Annotated in this window: 20 protein-coding genes; 14 read left to right on the forward strand and 6 right to left on the reverse strand. The window is 42.7% G+C overall.

Annotated features, from left to right (window positions below):
* Positions 1–39: 39 nt before the first annotated feature.
* Together dut and coaBC are read right to left on the reverse strand one after the other, a co-directional pair.
* Positions 40–498, reverse strand: a complete 459-nt coding sequence (gene dut / locus C1192_RS17430) for a dUTP diphosphatase (protein ID WP_038355030.1) — start codon at positions 496–498, stop codon at positions 40–42.
* Positions 476–1,696, reverse strand: coding sequence for a bifunctional phosphopantothenoylcysteine decarboxylase/phosphopantothenate--cysteine ligase CoaBC (gene coaBC / locus C1192_RS17435; protein WP_000050132.1), 1,221 nt, complete (start codon positions 1,694–1,696; stop codon positions 476–478). The genes dut and coaBC overlap by 23 nt, the downstream gene beginning before the upstream one ends.
* A gap of 171 nt (positions 1,697–1,867) precedes the next feature.
* Between coaBC and radC the strand changes: the two genes are divergently transcribed.
* The 4 genes from radC (at position 1,868) to mutM (ending at position 4,083) form a co-directional block, all read left to right on the forward strand.
* A complete protein-coding gene (radC, locus tag C1192_RS17440) occupies positions 1,868–2,536 on the forward strand; it encodes a RadC family protein (protein ID WP_001517452.1) in 669 nt (222 codons plus the stop codon).
* Between the two features lie 216 nt (positions 2,537–2,752).
* Positions 2,753–2,989 carry a 50S ribosomal protein L28 gene (gene rpmB, locus C1192_RS17445; RefSeq protein ID WP_000091955.1) on the forward strand — a complete coding sequence of 79 codons (237 nt, stop codon included), beginning with the start codon at positions 2,753–2,755 and terminating at the stop codon, positions 2,987–2,989.
* 20 nt (positions 2,990–3,009) lie between these two features.
* The gene (rpmG, locus tag C1192_RS17450) at positions 3,010–3,177 is read left to right on the forward strand and encodes a 50S ribosomal protein L33 (protein ID WP_001051798.1); all 168 of its coding nucleotides are present in this window, start codon (positions 3,010–3,012) and stop codon (positions 3,175–3,177) included.
* Between the two features lie 96 nt (positions 3,178–3,273).
* On the forward strand, positions 3,274–4,083 hold the full coding sequence (gene mutM, locus C1192_RS17455) for a bifunctional DNA-formamidopyrimidine glycosylase/DNA-(apurinic or apyrimidinic site) lyase (RefSeq protein WP_001114550.1): 810 nt from the start codon (positions 3,274–3,276) through the stop codon (positions 4,081–4,083).
* A 38-nt stretch (positions 4,084–4,121) separates the two neighbouring features.
* Here mutM and coaD read toward each other — a convergent pair whose 3' ends face one another.
* Positions 4,122–4,601 carry a pantetheine-phosphate adenylyltransferase gene (gene coaD / locus C1192_RS17460; protein ID WP_001517454.1) on the reverse strand — a complete coding sequence of 160 codons (480 nt, stop codon included), beginning with the start codon at positions 4,599–4,601 and terminating at the stop codon, positions 4,122–4,124.
* A gap of 7 nt (positions 4,602–4,608) precedes the next feature.
* A complete protein-coding gene (gene waaA, locus C1192_RS17465; RefSeq protein WP_000891578.1) occupies positions 4,609–5,886 on the reverse strand; it encodes a lipid IV(A) 3-deoxy-D-manno-octulosonic acid transferase in 1,278 nt (425 codons plus the stop codon).
* Positions 5,887–6,292: 406 nt separating this feature from the next.
* On the opposite strand from waaA, the gene rfaQ reads away from it, so the two are divergent.
* The 10 genes from rfaQ to C1192_RS17515 all read left to right on the forward strand — a co-directional run bounded on the left by rfaQ (position 6,293) and on the right by C1192_RS17515 (position 16,251).
* Positions 6,293–7,363 (forward strand): lipopolysaccharide core heptosyltransferase RfaQ, encoded by a 1,071-nt coding sequence (rfaQ, locus tag C1192_RS17470; protein WP_038355029.1) that lies wholly within the window; start codon positions 6,293–6,295, stop codon positions 7,361–7,363.
* Positions 7,360–8,484, forward strand: a complete 1,125-nt coding sequence (gene rfaG, locus C1192_RS17475) for a lipopolysaccharide glucosyltransferase I (RefSeq protein ID WP_038355028.1) — start codon at positions 7,360–7,362, stop codon at positions 8,482–8,484. Before rfaQ ends, rfaG begins: the two co-directional genes overlap by 4 nt.
* On the forward strand, positions 8,477–9,274 hold the full coding sequence (gene rfaP, locus C1192_RS17480) for a lipopolysaccharide core heptose(I) kinase RfaP (RefSeq protein ID WP_016249414.1): 798 nt from the start codon (positions 8,477–8,479) through the stop codon (positions 9,272–9,274). The genes rfaG and rfaP overlap by 8 nt, the downstream gene beginning before the upstream one ends.
* A 31-nt stretch (positions 9,275–9,305) precedes the next feature.
* Positions 9,306–10,286 (forward strand): glycosyltransferase family 8 protein, encoded by a 981-nt coding sequence (locus tag C1192_RS17485; RefSeq protein ID WP_024214641.1) that lies wholly within the window; start codon positions 9,306–9,308, stop codon positions 10,284–10,286.
* 19 nt (positions 10,287–10,305) lie between these two features.
* Positions 10,306–11,385, forward strand: a complete 1,080-nt coding sequence (gene waaB / locus C1192_RS17490; protein ID WP_038355027.1) for a lipopolysaccharide 1,6-galactosyltransferase — start codon at positions 10,306–10,308, stop codon at positions 11,383–11,385.
* Positions 11,385–12,404, forward strand: coding sequence for a lipopolysaccharide 3-alpha-galactosyltransferase (gene waaO / locus C1192_RS17495; RefSeq protein WP_038355026.1), 1,020 nt, complete (start codon positions 11,385–11,387; stop codon positions 12,402–12,404). The genes waaB and waaO overlap by 1 nt, the downstream gene beginning before the upstream one ends.
* A gap of 39 nt (positions 12,405–12,443) precedes the next feature.
* Complete coding sequence (gene rfaJ, locus C1192_RS17500; protein WP_038355025.1) at positions 12,444–13,460, forward strand: lipopolysaccharide 1,2-glucosyltransferase RfaJ; 1,017 nt, start codon at positions 12,444–12,446, stop codon at positions 13,458–13,460.
* A gap of 17 nt (positions 13,461–13,477) precedes the next feature.
* Positions 13,478–14,176, forward strand: a complete 699-nt coding sequence (gene rfaY / locus C1192_RS17505; protein ID WP_038355024.1) for a lipopolysaccharide core heptose(II) kinase RfaY — start codon at positions 13,478–13,480, stop codon at positions 14,174–14,176.
* A 73-nt stretch (positions 14,177–14,249) separates the two neighbouring features.
* Positions 14,250–15,053, forward strand: a complete 804-nt coding sequence (waaZ, locus tag C1192_RS17510) for a 3-deoxy-D-manno-oct-2-ulosonate III transferase WaaZ (protein WP_038355023.1) — start codon at positions 14,250–14,252, stop codon at positions 15,051–15,053.
* A 55-nt stretch (positions 15,054–15,108) separates the two neighbouring features.
* Positions 15,109–16,251, forward strand: a complete 1,143-nt coding sequence (locus tag C1192_RS17515; protein WP_038355022.1) for a lipopolysaccharide N-acetylglucosaminyltransferase — start codon at positions 15,109–15,111, stop codon at positions 16,249–16,251.
* Between the two features lie 53 nt (positions 16,252–16,304).
* On the opposite strand, the gene rfaL is transcribed toward C1192_RS17515, so the two are convergent.
* Both rfaL and rfaC read right to left on the reverse strand, forming a co-directional pair.
* Complete coding sequence (gene rfaL, locus C1192_RS17520; protein ID WP_038355021.1) at positions 16,305–17,522, reverse strand: O-antigen ligase RfaL; 1,218 nt, start codon at positions 17,520–17,522, stop codon at positions 16,305–16,307.
* 38 nt (positions 17,523–17,560) lie between these two features.
* Complete coding sequence (rfaC, locus tag C1192_RS17525; RefSeq protein ID WP_016249406.1) at positions 17,561–18,517, reverse strand: lipopolysaccharide heptosyltransferase RfaC; 957 nt, start codon at positions 18,515–18,517, stop codon at positions 17,561–17,563.
* Positions 18,518–18,520: the final 3 nt, after the last annotated feature.

Raw genomic sequence — 18,520 nt, forward strand, 5'->3', positions numbered from 1 at the left:
TTTGCGGCGATGTTATGACGTTATTTGGATGCGTATGTGTTACTGACGACCAGAGTGACCAAAGCCGCCTTCACCGCGGTCAGTAGCGTCAAAATCTTCCACCAGATTAAATTCAGCCTGTACCACCGGAACAAAAATCATCTGTGCGATACGTTCACCAGGTTGAATGGTGAAGCTGTCCTGACCACGGTTCCATACAGAGATCATCAATTGGCCCTGATAGTCGGAATCGATCAATCCCACCAGGTTGCCGAGCACGATACCGTGCTTATGGCCCAGCCCGGAGCGCGGCAGTATCATCGCCGCCAGTGAAGGATCGGCAATATGAATCGCCAGTCCGGTCGGCACAAGTGTCGTGTCGCCCGGTGCCAATTCTACGGCGTCGTCGAGACAAGCGCGCAGGTCAAGTCCGGCAGAACCAGAAGTGGCATAAGTCGGGAGTGGAAATTCCTTCCCAACGCGCGGGTCCAGAATCTTAACGTCGATTTTCTTCATCATAACGGGTCACAATCTCGTCGAGTAATAATTGGCCAAGGAGCTCTTTTCGCTCAAGCGGTAAGATTTTATCGCCATCTTGCCAGAAAAGGTGTAATGCGTTTTTGTCGCTATTAAAGCCTTGAGTTGGCTGGGAAACATCGTTCGCGCAGATCAGATCAAGGTTTTTACGGATACGTTTTTGTCGGGCGTATTCTTCCACATTATTTGTTTCGGCCGCAAATCCAACAACATAAGGCCGATGGTCTTTTAATGCGGCAACACCGGCGACGATATCGGGGTTTTTAACCATTTTTATTGTTAATTCATCGCCCGGCGTGGCCTGCTTTTTGATTTTTTCGCGGGCAACGGTAGCTGCGCGATAATCCGCAACGGCAGCGCAACCGATAAATATATTTTGCTGTTGTACAGAAGCCTTCACGGCCGCTTCCATCTCCAGTGCGGTTATCACGTCAATACGTTTCACAAACGGTGGCGTCGGTAGCGAAACCGGGCCAGAAACCAGCGTGACGTTTGCTCCTCTACGTGCTGCTGCTGCGGCAATGGCGAATCCCATCTTGCCGGAGCTGTGATTAGAGATGTAACGCACCGGATCGAGTGGTTCACGTGTCGGACCTGCGGTAATCATAATATTCAGATGTTTCAGGTCGTTGACGGGGGAGAAATGGGCCACCGCCATATCAACAATGGTTAACGGATCGAGCATTCGCCCTGGGCCGATATCACCACAGGCCTGGCTGCCGCTATCTGGCCCCCAGATCAACAAACCTCGCGAGGCAAGTACCTCTAAATTATGCTGAGTAGCTGCAGCCCGATACATCTGCTGGTTCATTGCTGGCAGCACGGCAACAGGCGCAGGCGTCGCAAGGCAAATCGTTGATACCAGATCATTCGCCATACCAGCAGCAACGCGGGCAATCAAATCCGCTGTCGCTGGAGCAAGAATCACTAAATCAGCCCATTTTCCCAGCTCAATATGGCCCATTGCCGCTTCGGCAGCCGGGTCCAGCAGACTGTCGGAAACGGGATAACCAGAGACTGCCTGCAAGCTAAGTGGAGTGATAAAGGCTTTTGCCGCTTCGGTCATGGCTACACGGACGTCGGCCCCGCGATCGCGCAAACGACGCACCAGTTCAGGGGTTTTATAGGCAGCAATACCGCCGCTGACGCCGAGAACGATTTTTTTACCGGCCAAGCTCATGATGATTTTTCCTGTTGGGTGACACCAGAAGTTGGCGATTTTATCACAATACTTTTGTTGTCGTGCTTTCACCTGAGAATCACTTTGCGAGGCGCTTTCCAGGATTGAAAACTGACCGTCGATTTAACCAAACGACTATGACAGGATGCGCCCTCCACAAAGGAGGTGAAGGTGAAAAGCAATGCTGACTTGTTGATGCCACGTGAAAAAATGCTGAAGTTGGGTATTAGCGCGTTAACGGATATTGAACTGCTGGCGCTGTTTCTGCGTACAGGAACGCACGGAAAAGATGTGCTAACCCTGGCAAAAGAGATGCTGGAGAATTTCGGCTCTCTTTACGGCTTGTTATCCTCTGAATATGAACAAGTTAGAGGCGTTCATGGAATAGGTGTGGCGAAATTCGCCCAGTTAAAGGGGATTGCCGAACTGGCCCGGCGTTACTACAACGTGCGGATACGCGAAGAAAGCCCGTTACTTAGCCCGGAGATGACGCGCGAGTTTTTACAAAGCCAGCTTACGGGCGAAGAGCGCGAGATCTTTATGGTGATCTTTCTCGACACTCAACACCGGGTACTTACTCACAGCCGATTGTTTTCCGGCACACTAAACCATGTGGAAGTCCATCCGCGTGAGATTGTTCGGGAAGCGATAAAAATAAACGCGGCGGCACTGATCCTTGCCCATAATCACCCTTCGGGTTGTGCTGAACCCAGTAAAGCGGATAAACTCATCACCGAACGGATAATAAAAAGTTGTCAGTTCATGGATTTACGCGTGCTCGACCATATCGTGATTGGGCGTGGAGAGTATGTTTCTTTTGCCGAACGCGGCTGGATTTAACCCGCTATGCGCGATCCTTCGGGATCTTTGTCTGTTCGGGACTTGAGCACATCGCTGAGTCAGCGTATACTACGCCACCTTTGAGAATCTCGGGTTTGGCATTTGGGCCTGGCAATCGAGAGTTCACATAGAACTGCGATGACCGGGCTGTAAAGCCTGACGAGGCGCCAATACCCCATACGAAGCTCGAGCTAATTTGATTTTTGGAGAATAGACATGTCCCGAGTCTGCCAAGTTACTGGCAAGCGTCCGGTGACCGGTAACAACCGTTCCCACGCACTGAACGCGACTAAACGCCGTTTCCTGCCTAACCTGCACTCTCACCGTTTCTGGGTTGAGAGCGAGAAGCGTTTTGTCACCCTGCGCGTATCTGCTAAAGGTATGCGTGTAATCGATAAAAAAGGCATCGATACAGTTCTGGCTGAACTGCGTGCCCGTGGCGAAAAGTACTAAGTACTTAGAGGAAATAAATCATGGCTAAAGGTATTCGTGAGAAAATCAAGCTGGTTTCTTCTGCTGGTACTGGTCACTTCTATACCACTACGAAGAACAAACGTACTAAGCCGGAAAAACTGGAACTGAAAAAATTCGATCCAGTTGTACGCCAGCACGTGATCTACAAAGAAGCGAAAATCAAATAATTCTCGCTTTGATGTAATAAAAACCTCGCTCCGGCGGGGTTTTTTGTTATCTGCTTGCCCCCATATTGACTGCATCTGTTCATTCCAGGAGATGCTATGCCTGAATTACCAGAAGTTGAAACCAGCCGCCGCGGCATTGAACCGCATCTCGTTGGCGCGACCATTCTTCATGCGGTGGTCCGCAACGGGCGTTTGCGCTGGCCAGTCTCGGAAGAAATCTACCGTCTAAGTGACCAGCCGGTGCTTAGTGTGCAGCGCCGCGCTAAATATCTGTTGCTGGAATTGCCGGAAGGCTGGATCATCATTCATCTGGGTATGTCTGGCAGTCTGCGCATACTTACGGAAGAACGTCCTCCTGAAAAGCATGACCATGTTGATTTGGTGATGAGCAACGGCAAAGTGCTGCGATATACCGATCCTCGTCGCTTTGGTGCCTGGTTGTGGACCAAAGAGCTGGAAGGACACAATGTGTTGGCACATCTTGGACCGGAGCCGCTTAGCGATGATTTCAACGGCGAATACCTGCATCAGAAATGCGCGAAGAAAAAGACAGCGATTAAACCCTGGCTGATGGATAACAAGCTGGTGGTGGGCGTGGGGAATATCTATGCCAGCGAGTCACTGTTTGCTGCGGGGATCCATCCGGATCGGCTGGCGTCATCGCTGTCGCTGGCGGAGTGCGAACTGCTGGCACGGGTGATTAAAGCAGTGTTACTGCGTTCTATTGAGCAGGGCGGCACGACGCTGAAAGATTTTCTGCAAAGCGACGGAAAACCAGGTTATTTCGCGCAGGAATTACAGGTTTACGGGCGTAAAGGCGAACCGTGTCGGGTTTGTGGTACGCCGATTGTGGCGACTAAACATGCGCAGCGGGCGACATTTTATTGCCGACAGTGCCAGAAGTAATTCATGCGAGCCGGATGGCATTCCATCCGGCATAAAAGCTACGCTAACTTCGCCATCAGCGCCTGATGGACATTCTTCGGCAGGAAATGGGTGACATCACCCTGATGGCGCGCAACTTCTTTCACCAACGATGAAGAAATAAACGACCACTCTTTCGAAGGCATCAAGAAGACGCTTTCCAGCTCCGGCATTAAGTGGCGATTCATATGCGCCAGTTGCATTTCATATTCAAAATCTGCTACCGCACGCAGGCCACGAATCAGTACCGTGGCTTGTTGATTACGGGCGAAGTTCGCCATCAAATCACTAAAACCGACCACTTCAACGTTATCCAGATGTGCGGTTGCCTGCTGAGCCAGCGCCACACGCTCTTCCAGGGTAAACATTGGTTTTTTACTGGGGCTGGCGGCAATCGCCAGAATAACGTGATCGAACATCTGCGTAGCGCGCGTCACGATATCGATATGACCATTGGTAATGGGATCGAAAGTCCCCGGATAAATCGCCCGTTTTTGCATAACAACCTCAATGCGTTTTCGGTGGCAGGTAAGGTTCCAGCAGTTGAAGCAGACGCTGCAGCGCGCCCTGGTTTTGATACAGCACTTCAACGGCATGACGGCCATAGAAACTACGGTAATCGGCGTCAGTGAGCAAAGAGGAAACCTCTTTTGCCAGTGACGCGGCATCGGTGACGGTAATCAGCCCGCTTGCCTGCTCCAGCCGTGCGCAAATGTCTTTAAAGTTAAAAGTATGCGGCCCCATCAGTACCGGAATAGCGTGTGCGGCGGCTTCCAGCGGATTATGCCCACCGCGTTCGACCAATGAACCGCCAACAAAAGCGAGATCGGCAATGCCATACAGCAGCATCAGCTCGCCCATCGTATCGCCAATTACCACTTGTGTACTGGCGGAAGGGATTTCTCCGGAAGAGCGTGTGATATAGCTTAGCCCAGCCTGGCGGACAAGGTTAATCGCATCCGGGAAGCGTTCCGGATGACGTGGAACAAGAATAAGCAATAAATTAGGGAACTGCTGCAACAGCGCCTGATGTGCGGCAATCACCACACTCTCTTCGCCATCGTGAGTGCTGGTGGCAATCCATACCGGACGATGAGGTGCCCACTGGCGGCGCAGTGTTACTGCTTTAGCGGCTAGCTGCGGAGTTACCGAGATATCGAATTTCAGGCTACCAGTAACAGTCACCTGATTATTTTTTGCGCCCAGCGCCACAAAACGCGCGCCATCTTCTTCGTTTTGCGCGGCGATTAGTGTAATACGACGCAACAAGCGACGAACAAATTTGCCCAGTTTGGCGTACCCCGCCGCAGAGCGTGCAGAAAGTCGCGCGTTGGCGATAACCAGCGGGATCTTGCGCTTATGTAGTGCCGCAATCAGGTTAGGCCACAGCTCCGTTTCCATAATCAACACCAGTTTAGGATCGACTTTATTAAGAAAACGGTTGAGCGCATCGGGTAGATCGTAAGGCAGATAGACGTGCTGAACATCTTTACCGAAAGCAGATTGCACGCGTTCCGAGCCGGTCGGCGTCATAGTCGTGACGGTAATTGGCAAATCAGGATAGCGATGACGCAGCGCACGCACCAACGGGATCGCCGCCAGGGTTTCACCGACGGAGACGGAGTGCAGCATGATGCCGCCTTGTTTCAGCGGATGGCGGTAAAAACCGTAACGTTCACCCCAGCGTTTTCGATAGGCCGGAGCCTTACGTCCGCGCACCCAAAGCCGTATCCAGATCAACGGCTGAATAAGGTAGAGAAGGGCGGTGTAAAGCAATTCAAGCATAATAAATAGCTGACTTATGGATGTGCTGGGGATTCTATGTATTTAGCTGGGGCTTTACCATTACTTTTCCCGTTTTTGACTTAAATAGCTTCTGTTTGGCCTGAACTGCCGCTACATCTCCAGTTTTTTTGTATTTTTATGCGATTTATTGAAACTCGACCCTATTTTCAACTCTACATCGGCTATACCGGTATTATCTGCGCGCTTTTTCTTATCTATATGATTTTTATGATTAAAACATATTTTGTGTATAAAAATCATTCGGGTCGGATTGCTGCGAAAGAAATGCTACACTAGCACGTCAAAGTAAGTACGTTATCAGTATTCAGGTAGCTGTTGAGCCTGGGGCGGTAGCGTGCTTTTTTTCTGCTTAACTTAACCAGACAATCATACAAAAGAGTCGCTAGTGGAAAAGCCATTTCGAAAAATCCTGGTCATAAAGATGCGATATCACGGAGATATGTTATTAACTACTCCTGTCATCAGTACGCTCAAGCAGAATTATCCTGATGCAAAAATCGATATGCTGCTTTATCAGGACACCATCCCTATTTTGTCTGAAAACCCGGAAATTAATGCGCTCTACGGTATAAGCAATAAAAGTGCAGGAACATTCGATAAAATTAAAAATGTGCTTTCATTGATAAAAACTCTGCGTGCGAATAATTACGACCTGGTCATTAATCTTACGGATCAGTGGATGGTGGCACTGTTGGTACGTTGTTTACCCGCACAGGTGAAAATATCGCAACTTTATGGTCATCGGCAGCATAGCATCTGGAAAAAAAGCTTTACACACTTAGCGCCAATACACGGCACACATATTGTTGAGCGTAATTTATCGGTCCTTGAGCCATTAGGTATTACCGATTTCTACACTGATACAACAATGAGTTACGCCGAAGATTGCTGGAAGAAGATGCGCCAGGAATTAGATGCTCTGGGCGTGAAAGAGCATTATGTTGTTATCCAGCCGACTGCTCGTCAGATATTTAAGTGCTGGGATAACGATAAATTTTCTAAGGTTATCGATGCGTTGCAACAGCGAGGGTATCAGGTTGTGCTGACCTGCGGGCCTTCGGCAGATGATCTCGCCTGTATCGATGAAATAGTGCAAGGCTGCCAAACAAAACCTGTCGCTGGCCTTGCGGGTAAAACACGGTTTACTGAACTGGGTGCTTTAATTGATCATGCCGTACTCTTTATTGGTGTGGATTCTGCACCAGGACATATTGCAGCGGCAGTGAAAACGCCAATAATTAGTTTATTTGGTGCAACTGATCACATATTCTGGCGTCCCTGGACTGAGAATATTATTCAATTCTGGGCGGGGAATTATCAGCAAATGCCGAGCCGACATGAACTTGACCGCAATAAAAAATATCTTTCTGTTATCCCCGCGGAAGATGTTATCGCCGCTACGGAAAAGCTGCTGCCAGAAGATGCCCCTTCAGTTGACAGGAATGTACAATTATGATCGTGGCGTTTTGTTTATATAAATATTTTCCTTTTGGTGGGCTTCAACGTGATTTTATGCGTATTGCATCAACCGTTGCCGCACGAGGCCACCATGTTCGGGTCTATACGCAGTCGTGGGAAGGCGAGTGCCCAAAAACATTTGAGCTTATTCATGTGCCAGTTAAGTCCCATACCAACCATGGACGCAATGCAGAATATTATGCCTGGGTACAAAATCATCTCAAAGCGCATCCCGCTGATCGCGTTGTTGGGTTTAATAAGATGCCTGGGTTGGATGTTTATTTTGCCGCTGATGTTTGTTACGCCGAGAAAGTTGCGCAAGAAAAAGGTTTTTTATATCGTCTAACATCACGTTATCGTCATTATGCCGCATTTGAGCGAGCGACTTTCGAGCATGGTAAATCGACGAAACTCATGATGCTGACTGATAAGCAAATCACCGATTTCCAGAAGCATTATCAAACTGAACCTGAACGTTTTAAAATTCTTCCCCCCGGCATCTATCCGGACAGAAAATACAGCGAGCAAATCCCAAATAGCCGTGAAATTTATCGCCAGAAAAATGGCATAAAAGAGCAACAAAACTTATTGCTACAAGTTGGATCAGATTTTGTTCGTAAAGGTGTGGATCGCTCAATTGAAGCTTTGGCAGCGTTACCGGAATCATTACGCCACAATACGCTTTTGTTTGTTGTTGGCCAGGATAAACCGCGAAAATTCGAAGTGCTGGCAGAAAAACTCGGCGTGCGGAGCAACGTGCATTTCTTTTCCGGTCGCAATGATGTGTCAGAATTAATGGCTGCAGCCGATTTATTATTGCATCCCGCTTATCAGGAAGCTGCTGGTATCGTTCTCCTTGAAGCGATCACTGCTGGATTACCTGTTTTGACAACAGCGGTATGCGGCTACGCGCATTATATTGCCGATGCCAATTGTGGAACGGTTATCGCTGAACCTTTCTCCCAGGAACAATTAAATGAAGTTTTACGTAAAGCATTAACACAATCTTCATTGCGAATGGCCTGGGCGGAGAATGCTCGCCATTATGCCGATACTCAGGATTTGTATAGCTTGCCAGAGAAAGCCGCGGATATCATTACAGGTGGTTTAGATGGTTGAATTAAAAGAGCCGCTTGCCACACTTTGGCGTGGTAAAGATGCTTTTGCCGAAGTTAAGGAACTGAATGGCGAGGTCTTCCGCGAACTGGAGACACGTCGCACATTACGCTTTGAACTGTCCGGGAAAAGCTATTTTCTTAAATGGCACAAGGGGACAACATTAAAAGAGATTATAAAAAATCTGCTCTCATTGCGGATGCCCGTTTTGGGCGCAGACAGAGAGTGGCATGCTATTCATCGCCTGAGTGATGTCGGTGTTGATACGATGAATGGCATTGGGTTTGGTGAAAAAGGTTTAAATCCATTAACCCGTACATCATTTATTATTACCGAAGATCTCACTCCCACGATTAGCCTTGAAGATTATTGTGCAGATTGGGCAGTCAACCCACCTGATGTGCGTATTAAACGTATGTTGATCACGCGAGTGGCAACCATGGTGCGTAAAATGCACGCAGCAGGGATAAATCACCGTGACTGTTACATTTGCCACTTTTTGCTTCATTTGCCATTTACTGGCCGGGAAGATGAATTAAAAATTTCGGTTATCGATCTACATCGGGCGCAGATACGCTCAAAAGTACCGCGCCGTTGGCGCGATAAAGACTTGATTGGCTTATATTTCTCATCAATGAATATTGGTCTGACGCAGAGAGATATATGGCGATTTATGAAGGTTTATTTTGGAATGCCTTTACACGAAGTTCTATTGCGGGAAGTTAACTTAATTAAAGAAGCAGGAATTAAGGCGCAAAAAATAAAAGAAAGAACAATAAGGAAAAAGCTTTAAATGTTCATTTTTTATAATAAGGGCTTAAAAATTGTTAAATATTAGGAACTTCGTCGCTAAGAAACAAAATTTATTTCAACACGAAATACCGAATGTTAAACATTTGCATATAGCATTATGCTTTGACCGTGGATTCATAATGCCAGCGGGTGTTGCATTATATTCAATCATTTCAAATAATAGTGATATTAATCTTCACTTTCACCTTCTTGTTTCAGGAATAAGTGAAAATGAATGCTCCGTATTTTCCGAACTAGAGGGACCGAATACGTCAATATCAGTATATCATGTGACAGATGAATTTGATATTAATCCGGACACCTTAATCCTGGGCATCCCGTTATCAACGTGTTTGCGTTTTTTAATCCCAGAGGTTATTGATGATAAAATAACAAATATACTTTATCTTGATTGTGATATCATATGTAATAGCTCTTTATATGAGCTCGTTGATTACGATTTAAATGATTATATAGCATGCGTCATCCCTGACTCACCAGATATGCAAGACCGTGTGAAACAGTTAGACTATGGCATTGAATTTATCAATTATTTTAATGCCGGAGTTATGCTTATTAATACCAGCGCATGGAAAAACGAGAACATAACACAAAAAGCGTTGGAGATGATCAACAATGGGAAAGTATATAGGTATGCAGACCAGGATGTGCTAAATATTTTACTTAATGGGCGATTATATTATCTCGATAAAAAATATAATAAAAAGACAACATTATCAGTAAGATGTGATGAAGAACAAAAAAATTTACCCAACACAATTATAATGCATTATGTTACTCAGAATAAACCATGGTATAAAATATTTAGGGCACAAAACTTTGAACGTTATTTTTATAATTCACCGTGGAGACATCATAAAAGGATGTTATCACCATCATCAAGTGATATTAGGTTAAAAGCTAAAGTTTATTGGTCCGAAGGGAAATATGGCAAAGCCATTTCTTATTATTATCATTATCTGTTCGCTAAATTATTCAACGTGAAAATTTAGATGGAAAACTAATATAATTATGAAAATAGCATTTATCGGCGAAGCGGTTTCTGGATTTGGTGGCATGGAAACGGTTATCCGCGATGTCATTAATACCTTCAGGCAACAACACATCCAAAGTGAAATGTTTTTCTTTTGTCGCAATGACAAAATGGATAAGGGATGGTTGGAAGGTATTGAATACTCGTGTTCATTTTCCAATATTCGGTTAGGTTTTTTGCGTCGAACGAAACATATTCATGCTTTAAGCAAATGGCTTCAGGATTATCAGCCAGATGTTGTTATTTGTATTGACGTTATCTCGTGTTTGTATGTGGCCAAAGCACGTAAAAAATCAGGAATTGATGTGCCAGTATTTTCATGGCCACATTTTTCTTTAGATCACAAAAAACATGCTGAATATATCACCTGTGCCGACTATCATTTAGCAATCAGCTCTGGCATTAAACAGCAAATGATTAATCGGGGTGTACCAGAATCGACGATAAATGTTATTTTTAATCCAGCCGAAGCTAAAGACACAGTCATTCCTGCGCCTGAGGAAGGCGAAACGGCAACGTTCATTTATGTTGGGCGTATGAAATTCGAGAGCCAGAAGCGGGTTAAAGACCTCCTTGATGGCTTATCACAAGCTCAAGGTAACTGGAAACTCCATGTATTGGGTGATGGCTCCGATTTTGAAAAATGCCAGGCTTATAGTAGAGAATTAAATATTGATGATCGAATTGTCTGGTATGGTTGGCAACAACATCCTTGGGAATTAGTCCAGCAAGATATTAAAAAAGTGAGTGCGTTATTACTCACGTCATCTTTTGAAGGTTTCCCAATGACTTTACTTGAAGCTTTATCATGGGGAATTCCTTGTATCAGTGCCGATTGTGTCTCCGGACCTGCTGACATTATTCAATCTGATGTTAATGGTCATCTGTATCAACCGGGAGATATTACTGGTTTTGTAACTCTTCTGAATAAATATATAGCAGGTGAAATTCATATCGAACATGGAAAAATTCCTTCATCGATAGATAAGTTTTATAAACCGAAGTATTACGACAGATTACATAAGATAATTATTTCTGCTATTTCCCGGAGGAAATAATGCAGCAGGTGTTTTTCCAGGAAACTGAGTTTCTTAATTCAGTTATTGATTATAATCATAAAGTAGAAACAGAAAATCTTTGTCTGGACATCGCTTATGGAACTGACAAAAATTTTCTTTTTGGTTGCGGAATATCGATTGCTTCTATATTAAAATATAATGAAGGAAGTCGATTGTGTTTCCATATTTTTACTGATTATTTTGGTGATGATGATCGTAAGTATTTTGATGCTCTGGCGTTACAGTATAAAACCAGAATTAAAATATATCTAATTAATGGTGATCGACTTCGATCATTGCCAAGTACCAAGAACTGGACTTATGCAATATATTTTCGATTTATTATTGCGGATTACTTTATTAATAAGGTGCCTAAAGTCCTTTATCTGGATGCAGATATCATTTGCCAGGGGGCTATTGAGCCACTAACCAATTTCTCGTTTCCAGACTATAAAGTCGCAATGGTTGTTACGGAAGGCCAGGCTGACTGGTGGGAAAAACGCGCACATTCGTTAGGTGTTGCGGGGATTGCTAAAGGTTACTTTAACTCCGGTTTTTTATTTATCAATACAGAACAATGGGCAGTCGAGCAGGTTTCTGCGCGAGCCATTGCAATGTTAAATGAACCAGAAATAATCAAAAAAATAACACATCCTGATCAGGATGTATTAAATATGCTGCTGGCAGACAAACTTATTTTTGCTGATATTAAATATAACACCCAGTTTAGCTTAAATTATCAACTCAAAGAAAGTTTTAAAAACCCAGTAAACGAAAATACTATTTTTATCCATTATATCGGTCCAACCAAGCCCTGGCATGACTGGGCCTGGGATTATCCTGTATCACAAGCCTTTATGGAGGCAAAAAATGCTTCGCCATGGAAGAATACGGCGTTGCTGAAACCTAACAATAGCAATCAATTAAGGTATAGCGCAAAACATATGCTTAAAAAGCATAGATATCTAAAAGGATTTAGCAATTATCTTTTGTATTTTATTAAAAAGATAATGCATTAAAACTGGGAAACTATAAAATAATGATATAAGGGTAGCATTGTGGACTCATTTCCTGCCATAGAGATAGATAAAGTTAAAGCCTGGGATTTTCGGCTAGCTGATATAAATACTTCTGAATGTTTAAATGTTGCCTATGGTGTCGATGCTAATTATCTTGATGGTGTAGGCGTTTCTATCACATCAATTGTTCTAAATAATCGACATATTAATCTTGATTTTTATATTATTGCTGATATCTACAATGATGATTTTTTTCAAAAAGTCGCAAAACTTGCAGAACAATACCAATTAAGAATCACGTTATATAGAATTAATACTGATAAGCTTCAGTGCTTGCCTTGTACACAGGTCTGGTCAAGAGCAATGTACTTTCGCTTATTTGCATTTCAATTATTGGGTTTAACGCTTGATCGTTTGCTTTATCTTGATGCGGATGTTGTTTGTAAAGGTGATATTAGCCCGCTATTGTATCTGGATTTAAACGGAGCGGTGGCTGCTGTTGTTAAAGATGTTGAGCCAATGCAGGAAAAGGCAGTGTCAAGGTTGTCTGATCCTGAACTACTGGGGCAGTACTTTAATTCTGGTGTCGTTTATTTAGACTTAAAAAAATGGGTTGACGCAAAACTAACAGAAAAAGCGTTGTCTATTCTTATGAGCAAAGATAATATTTATAAATATCCTGACCAGGATGTTATGAATGTCTTACTGAAGGGAATGACAATATTTTTACCTCGTGAGTACAATACAATTTATACAATTAAAAGTGAATTAAAAGATAAAACACATCAAAACTATAAAAAGTTGATTACAGAAAGTACTCTTCTTATTCATTATACAGGTGCTACTAAACCGTGGCACAAATGGGCAATATATCCATCGGTGAAATACTATAAAATAGCGTTAGAAAATTCCCCCTGGAAAGATGACTCTCCGCGAGATGCAAAATCAATTATTGAATTTAAAAAAAGATATAAACATCTGTTAGTGCAACATCATTATATCTCAGGAATCATAGCAGGAGTCTGTTATCTTTGCCGAAAATATTACCGTAAATAACATTTAACTGGTTTATCATGATTCAGAAGAACAAGATCAAAGACTTAGTTGTTTTTACCGATGAAAGCAATTCAAAGTATCTCAATGTATTAAATGACGTCTTGTCTTATAATATAAATATCATCAAAGTTTTTCGTTCTATTGATGATACGAAAGTCATGCTTATTGATACCGATTACGGTAAATTAATACTTAAGGTCTTTTCCCCGAAAGTTAAGCGTAACGAACGTTTCTTTAAGTCGCTGTTAAAAGGTGATTATTACGAACGCCTTTTTGAGCAAACCCAAAAAGTACGAAATGAAGGGTTAAATACCCTCAATGATTTTTATTTGTTGGCTGAGCGAAAAACCTTACGATTCGTCCATACTTATATCATGATTATCGAGTATATTGATGGTGTAGAGTTGTGTGATATACCCGATATTGATGATGTACTAAAAAATAAAATTCAGCAATCAATTAATTCATTGCATCAACATGGTATGGTTTCTGGTGATCCCCATCGTGGTAACTTCATTATAAAAAATGGTGAGGTTAGAATTATTGATCTTTCAGGAAAACGTGCTTCAGCACAGCGTAAAGCGAAAGATCGTATTGATTTAGAGCGTCATTACGGTATTAAAAATGAGATTAAAGATCTAGGTTATTATCTTTTAGTATATCGTAAAAAAATGCGCAATTTTATGCGGCGTTTGAAAGGGAAACCAGCACGCTAAAATAGAAATATCCCGCAATTACTTGTCTTCGTTAGGCATTTTTACACGGAGTTATTTATTTCACAGGTTTATCATGAAGAATATTCGATACATTGACAAAAAGGATGTTGAAAACCTGATAGAAAATAAGACATCTGATGATGTTATTATTTTTCTGTCTGGTCCCACATCGCAAAAGACGCCTTTGTCGATATTACGGGCAAAGGATATTATTGCTGTCAATGGTTCAGCGCAATATCTGTTAAGTCATAATATTGTTCCCTTTATATATGTACTTACAGATGTTCGCTTTTTACATCAGCGTCGTGATGATTTTTATAAATTTAGCCAGAGAAGTCGTTATACCATAGTAAACATTGACGTTTATGAACACGCTTCCGAAGAAGATAAACTTTATATCCTCCAGAACTGCCTTGTATTACGGTCTTTTTACCGCCGGGAAAAAGGTGGTTTTATAAAGAAGATCAAATTTAATATATTGAGTCAGATTCACAAAGAACTGCTGATCTCTGTACCTTGGTCTAAAAGAGGTCGTCTGGTCGGATTTTGCAAGGACATCAGTCTTGGTTATTGCTCATGTCACACTATTGCCTTTGCTGCAATTCAAATAGCATATTCACTGAAGTATGCACGGATTATTTGTTCTGGTCTGGATTTAACTGGTAGCTGCTCGAGATTCTATGATGAAAATAATAATCCCATGCCCTCAGAATTGAGTAGGGATTTATTCAAAATATTACCATTTTTCCGCTTTATGCGTGATAATGTAGAAGATATTAATATTTATAATTTGTCAGATGATACAGCAATTCAATATGATATTATTCCATTTATGAAAGTATCAGAAATTGAAGGCTCTTGTAGCTCGATAAAATAAACTAATATTTTTTATGTTGCTATGATGTTTTATAAAATATTGGGGTTATTTAATAATGATTAAAAAGATAATATTTACCGTTACACCAATATTTTCTATACCACCAAAAGGAGCTGCGGCGGTCGAAACATGGATTTATCAGGTTGCAAAAAGACTTTCGATGTCAGCAACTATTGCCTGTATTCGAAACGAGGGCTACCCGACCTACACAAAAGTAAATGATAAATGTGATATTCACTACATTGGTTTTAGTCGAATCTATAAACGTCTTTTCCAAAAGTGGACCCGACTTGATCCTGTGCCGTATTCTCAGCGTATTTTAAATACCCAACCTAAAAATGCTGATCTGAAAGAATCTGTTATTGTCATTCATAATAGTATGAAACTTTATAAACAGATTCGTGATAGAAGCCCCCAGGCGCAACTCGTCATGCATCTTCATAATGCTTTCGAACCAAGTCAGTTAGACAAAAATGCAAAGATAATTGTACCGAGCCAGTTTCTTTTTGATTTCTATTCAGAAAAAATGCCTGATGCAGATATTGCTATTGTGCCGAATGGTTTTTGTTCTGAATCTTATACACAAAATATTACGGAAGATTTAAGACAGAAGCTTAATATTGATGCCAATGATACCGTATTATTATTTGCAGGAAGGATATCACCAGATAAAGGATGCCTGATGCTTATGGAGGCTTTTAATAATCTGCGTGAGAAGCGAGACAATCTAAAATTGGTTATCGTTGGTGATCCTTATGCCAGTAGAAAAGGTGAAAAAGCTGAATATCAGAAAAAGGTTCTGGATGAGGCGAAAGCCATTGGCGCGCAATGTATTATGGCAGGTGGACAGCCGCCGGAGCAGATGCATAATTATTACCACTTAGCCGATCTGGTGGTTGTTCCTTCTCAGGTAGAAGAGGCTTTTTGCATGGTAGCCGTTGAAGCAATGGCGGCTGGTAAGCCTGTTCTTGCCAGTCAAAAAGGGGGGATTCGCGAGTTTGTCCTGGAAGGTATAACGGGCTATCACCTTGCTGAACCTATGACATCTGAAAGTATTCTCGCTGATATCAACCGGGTTTTAGCAGACAGTAATAGAACACAGATTACCGAAAATGCCCGGAAATTCGTTTTCTCAAAATATAGCTGGGAACATGTAACACAGTGTTTTGAAGAACAAATGCAAGACTGGTTCGGTTAAAAAATTATTTGATTTGAAGAGCCTGCCTGAACTTAATATCAGGCAGGCTTTTTTTATTTATTCCGCATTGCTAACAGTAAACCAACAATCAAGCCTATTGGTTTAAGATCAACTTCCTCGAAGTTGCCTCGAATAATATAAAAGCCGATAAGTGTTAAAAATAGTAGCAATTGACCATTATAAGGAGTGACCACAACTTTTTTAAATGTTGCATTAGCTGTTTCTTTGATAATAGAGCCATACAGATAAAGTAAAGCGAGTAGTCCAGCTAAACCTGCTGCAAACCAAATTGACAAAGCAATGTTGTGTGGTCCAATGGATTGCCTGAATGTCCATGACGGAAAATCTACGACACGCTTATTATATATTGCATGGTAAATATCATCGCCGTAGCCATATCCCTTAAGCGGATTTTCCATAATTAACGTCCATGCCGTACCTTGTGTGCCATTGGTATAGCGATAAGAACTGTCGGTTTGCTGAAGTTTATAAATAAGTCTATCTTTGTTGGTATTATCAACTTTATAGGTAAATACGCAAGCTGCAGCGATGGTAATAATTATGGAGGCAAGCATTAATAATTTCCACTGGCGATTTAAGATTAACCACAGTAGAGTAACAATGAATACTGCCAGCCATGCGCCTCGGGAGAGTGTTCCTAATAAAAGAAACAAGAAAACAACACTGAAAATTATAAAACCTATTTTATAAGATGTTTTCTTGATAAACCAAAGATTTAATAATGCGGGAAATAAGAACACCATTGAATCTGAAATGCTGCGATGTTCATATGTCGTAAATGGCATTATTCCTTTGTTATAATCCTGAATGTAAAGAATAATTTCAACAAGGCAACGTAACCCAAGTCCGCTAACTAATGAGTATAGTACAATTTTACCGATGCTTTCATTATCTTCATCTTTTAATAATGCGGGTATAAGTAAACTATATGCCAAAAATCCTTTAAGTACCGTATTACTGAACTCTTTAAAACTTACTTTCAGGTCGGGTGATATGAAAGTGGCATATAAAAGAATGAGTGACAGTGCTATGACACTATAAAAAAGATTATTTTTATAGAGTGCTTTAAATGTTCCTGGAGCACGAGAAACCTGATAGATTACCGTGATGATCATTAGTACTGATATGATATATTTATAACGGGTAATACCATCAAGGAAAAAGGTTGAAATAAAGAGAAATACCAACGCTTTATTCCAGTATGGTTTCCAGTTCTCTTTATTACGCAGCACCAGCGAGGCTGTTAACATTGCTTATCCACCATCTTAAATAATATATAATGTGTTAATCAGGAATTGATTTTTTTTAATACTGTATCTGCAGCCAAATGAGCAAGATCTTTATCTGCCGCCCTACAAACCACCTGATTCTTCCCATACCCGCCAATTAATCCCGGATCGGTCGGTCCATAAACAGTGATATTGGGTTTATCCAGAGCCGCAGTTAAATGGCTTAACCCCGTATCTACCGAAACCACGAATTTCGCCCCGGCCAGCACTCGGGCAACTCCTTCCAGACTCATCTTCGGCAATACGTCGACATAATCAAATCCCTCCGCCAGCCTTTTCGCCCGAGCTTCTTCATGCGGTGCGCCCCAAGGGAGTTTAATGCGGATCCCCGAATCTGCCAGCAAGCCGATTAATTCTCGCCAGTGCTCTTCCGGCCAGTGCTTATCATCACGGGTCGTGGCATGCAGAAATACAGCATATTCACCAGCATCCGGTAGTGGATTTGTCAGGAAATGCTGCGCAATAGCATAATCGCCCTGGGTTTGTGGTTTGCTATACCCCAGGCTTTTAGCGAACAACTCACGGGTTCGTTCTACGGCGTGCTGCTGTTTCGCAATATGGTGCTTGCGATTATAAAACAGGCTTGCCAGTGGTTCGCGAGCAGTTTGCCAGTCCATTCCATGCTTAACGCCATGCGCCAGACGTGTCACCAGCGCGGCACTTTTTACCAGTCCTTGTGCATCAATAATCGCGTCATAGTTTTCCGCCCGTAGCGCTTCACGAAACGCTTTCCGCTCTGCTTTAACAGGCGCTGAAAACCACGCTTTACGCCAGCGACGTATCGCTACCGGAATAACCCGCTCAACGGCGGCGTGCCAGGAAGGAATTTGTGCAAAACCTTCTTCCACCACCCAGTCAAACGTAATCCCCGGGATTGCCTGCTGTGCATCGGTGAGCGCGGGCAGCGTGTGGAGAACATCGCCCATCGACGATGTTTTGACGATCAGTACCCGCATCCG

The organism is Escherichia marmotae (assembly GCF_002900365.1).
Taxonomy (GTDB): Bacteria; Pseudomonadota; Gammaproteobacteria; order Enterobacterales; family Enterobacteriaceae; genus Escherichia; species Escherichia marmotae.

Excerpts from the sequence above, each read along its gene's own strand:
- dut (WP_038355030.1), bottom strand. The coding sequence starts at position 498 with ATGATGAAGAAAATCGACGTTAAGATTCTGGACCCGCGCGTTGGGAAG.
- coaBC (WP_000050132.1), bottom strand. The coding sequence starts at position 1,696 with ATGAGCTTGGCCGGTAAAAAAATCGTTCTCGGCGTCAGCGGCGGTATT.
- rpmB (WP_000091955.1), top strand. The coding sequence starts at position 2,753 with ATGTCCCGAGTCTGCCAAGTTACTGGCAAGCGTCCGGTGACCGGTAAC.
- rpmG (WP_001051798.1), top strand. The coding sequence starts at position 3,010 with ATGGCTAAAGGTATTCGTGAGAAAATCAAGCTGGTTTCTTCTGCTGGT.
- mutM (WP_001114550.1), top strand. The coding sequence starts at position 3,274 with ATGCCTGAATTACCAGAAGTTGAAACCAGCCGCCGCGGCATTGAACCG.
- coaD (WP_001517454.1), bottom strand. The coding sequence starts at position 4,601 with ATGCAAAAACGGGCGATTTATCCGGGGACTTTCGATCCCATTACCAAT.
- waaA (WP_000891578.1), bottom strand. The coding sequence starts at position 5,886 with ATGCTTGAATTGCTTTACACCGCCCTTCTCTACCTTATTCAGCCGTTG.
- rfaG (WP_038355028.1), top strand. The coding sequence starts at position 7,360 with ATGATCGTGGCGTTTTGTTTATATAAATATTTTCCTTTTGGTGGGCTT.
- rfaP (WP_016249414.1), top strand. The coding sequence starts at position 8,477 with ATGGTTGAATTAAAAGAGCCGCTTGCCACACTTTGGCGTGGTAAAGAT.
- waaB (WP_038355027.1), top strand. The coding sequence starts at position 10,306 with ATGAAAATAGCATTTATCGGCGAAGCGGTTTCTGGATTTGGTGGCATG.
- waaO (WP_038355026.1), top strand. The coding sequence starts at position 11,385 with ATGCAGCAGGTGTTTTTCCAGGAAACTGAGTTTCTTAATTCAGTTATT.
- rfaY (WP_038355024.1), top strand. The coding sequence starts at position 13,478 with ATGATTCAGAAGAACAAGATCAAAGACTTAGTTGTTTTTACCGATGAA.
- waaZ (WP_038355023.1), top strand. The coding sequence starts at position 14,250 with ATGAAGAATATTCGATACATTGACAAAAAGGATGTTGAAAACCTGATA.
- C1192_RS17515 (WP_038355022.1), top strand. The coding sequence starts at position 15,109 with ATGATTAAAAAGATAATATTTACCGTTACACCAATATTTTCTATACCA.
- rfaL (WP_038355021.1), bottom strand. The coding sequence starts at position 17,522 with ATGTTAACAGCCTCGCTGGTGCTGCGTAATAAAGAGAACTGGAAACCA.
- rfaC (WP_016249406.1), bottom strand. The coding sequence starts at position 18,517 with ATGCGGGTACTGATCGTCAAAACATCGTCGATGGGCGATGTTCTCCAC.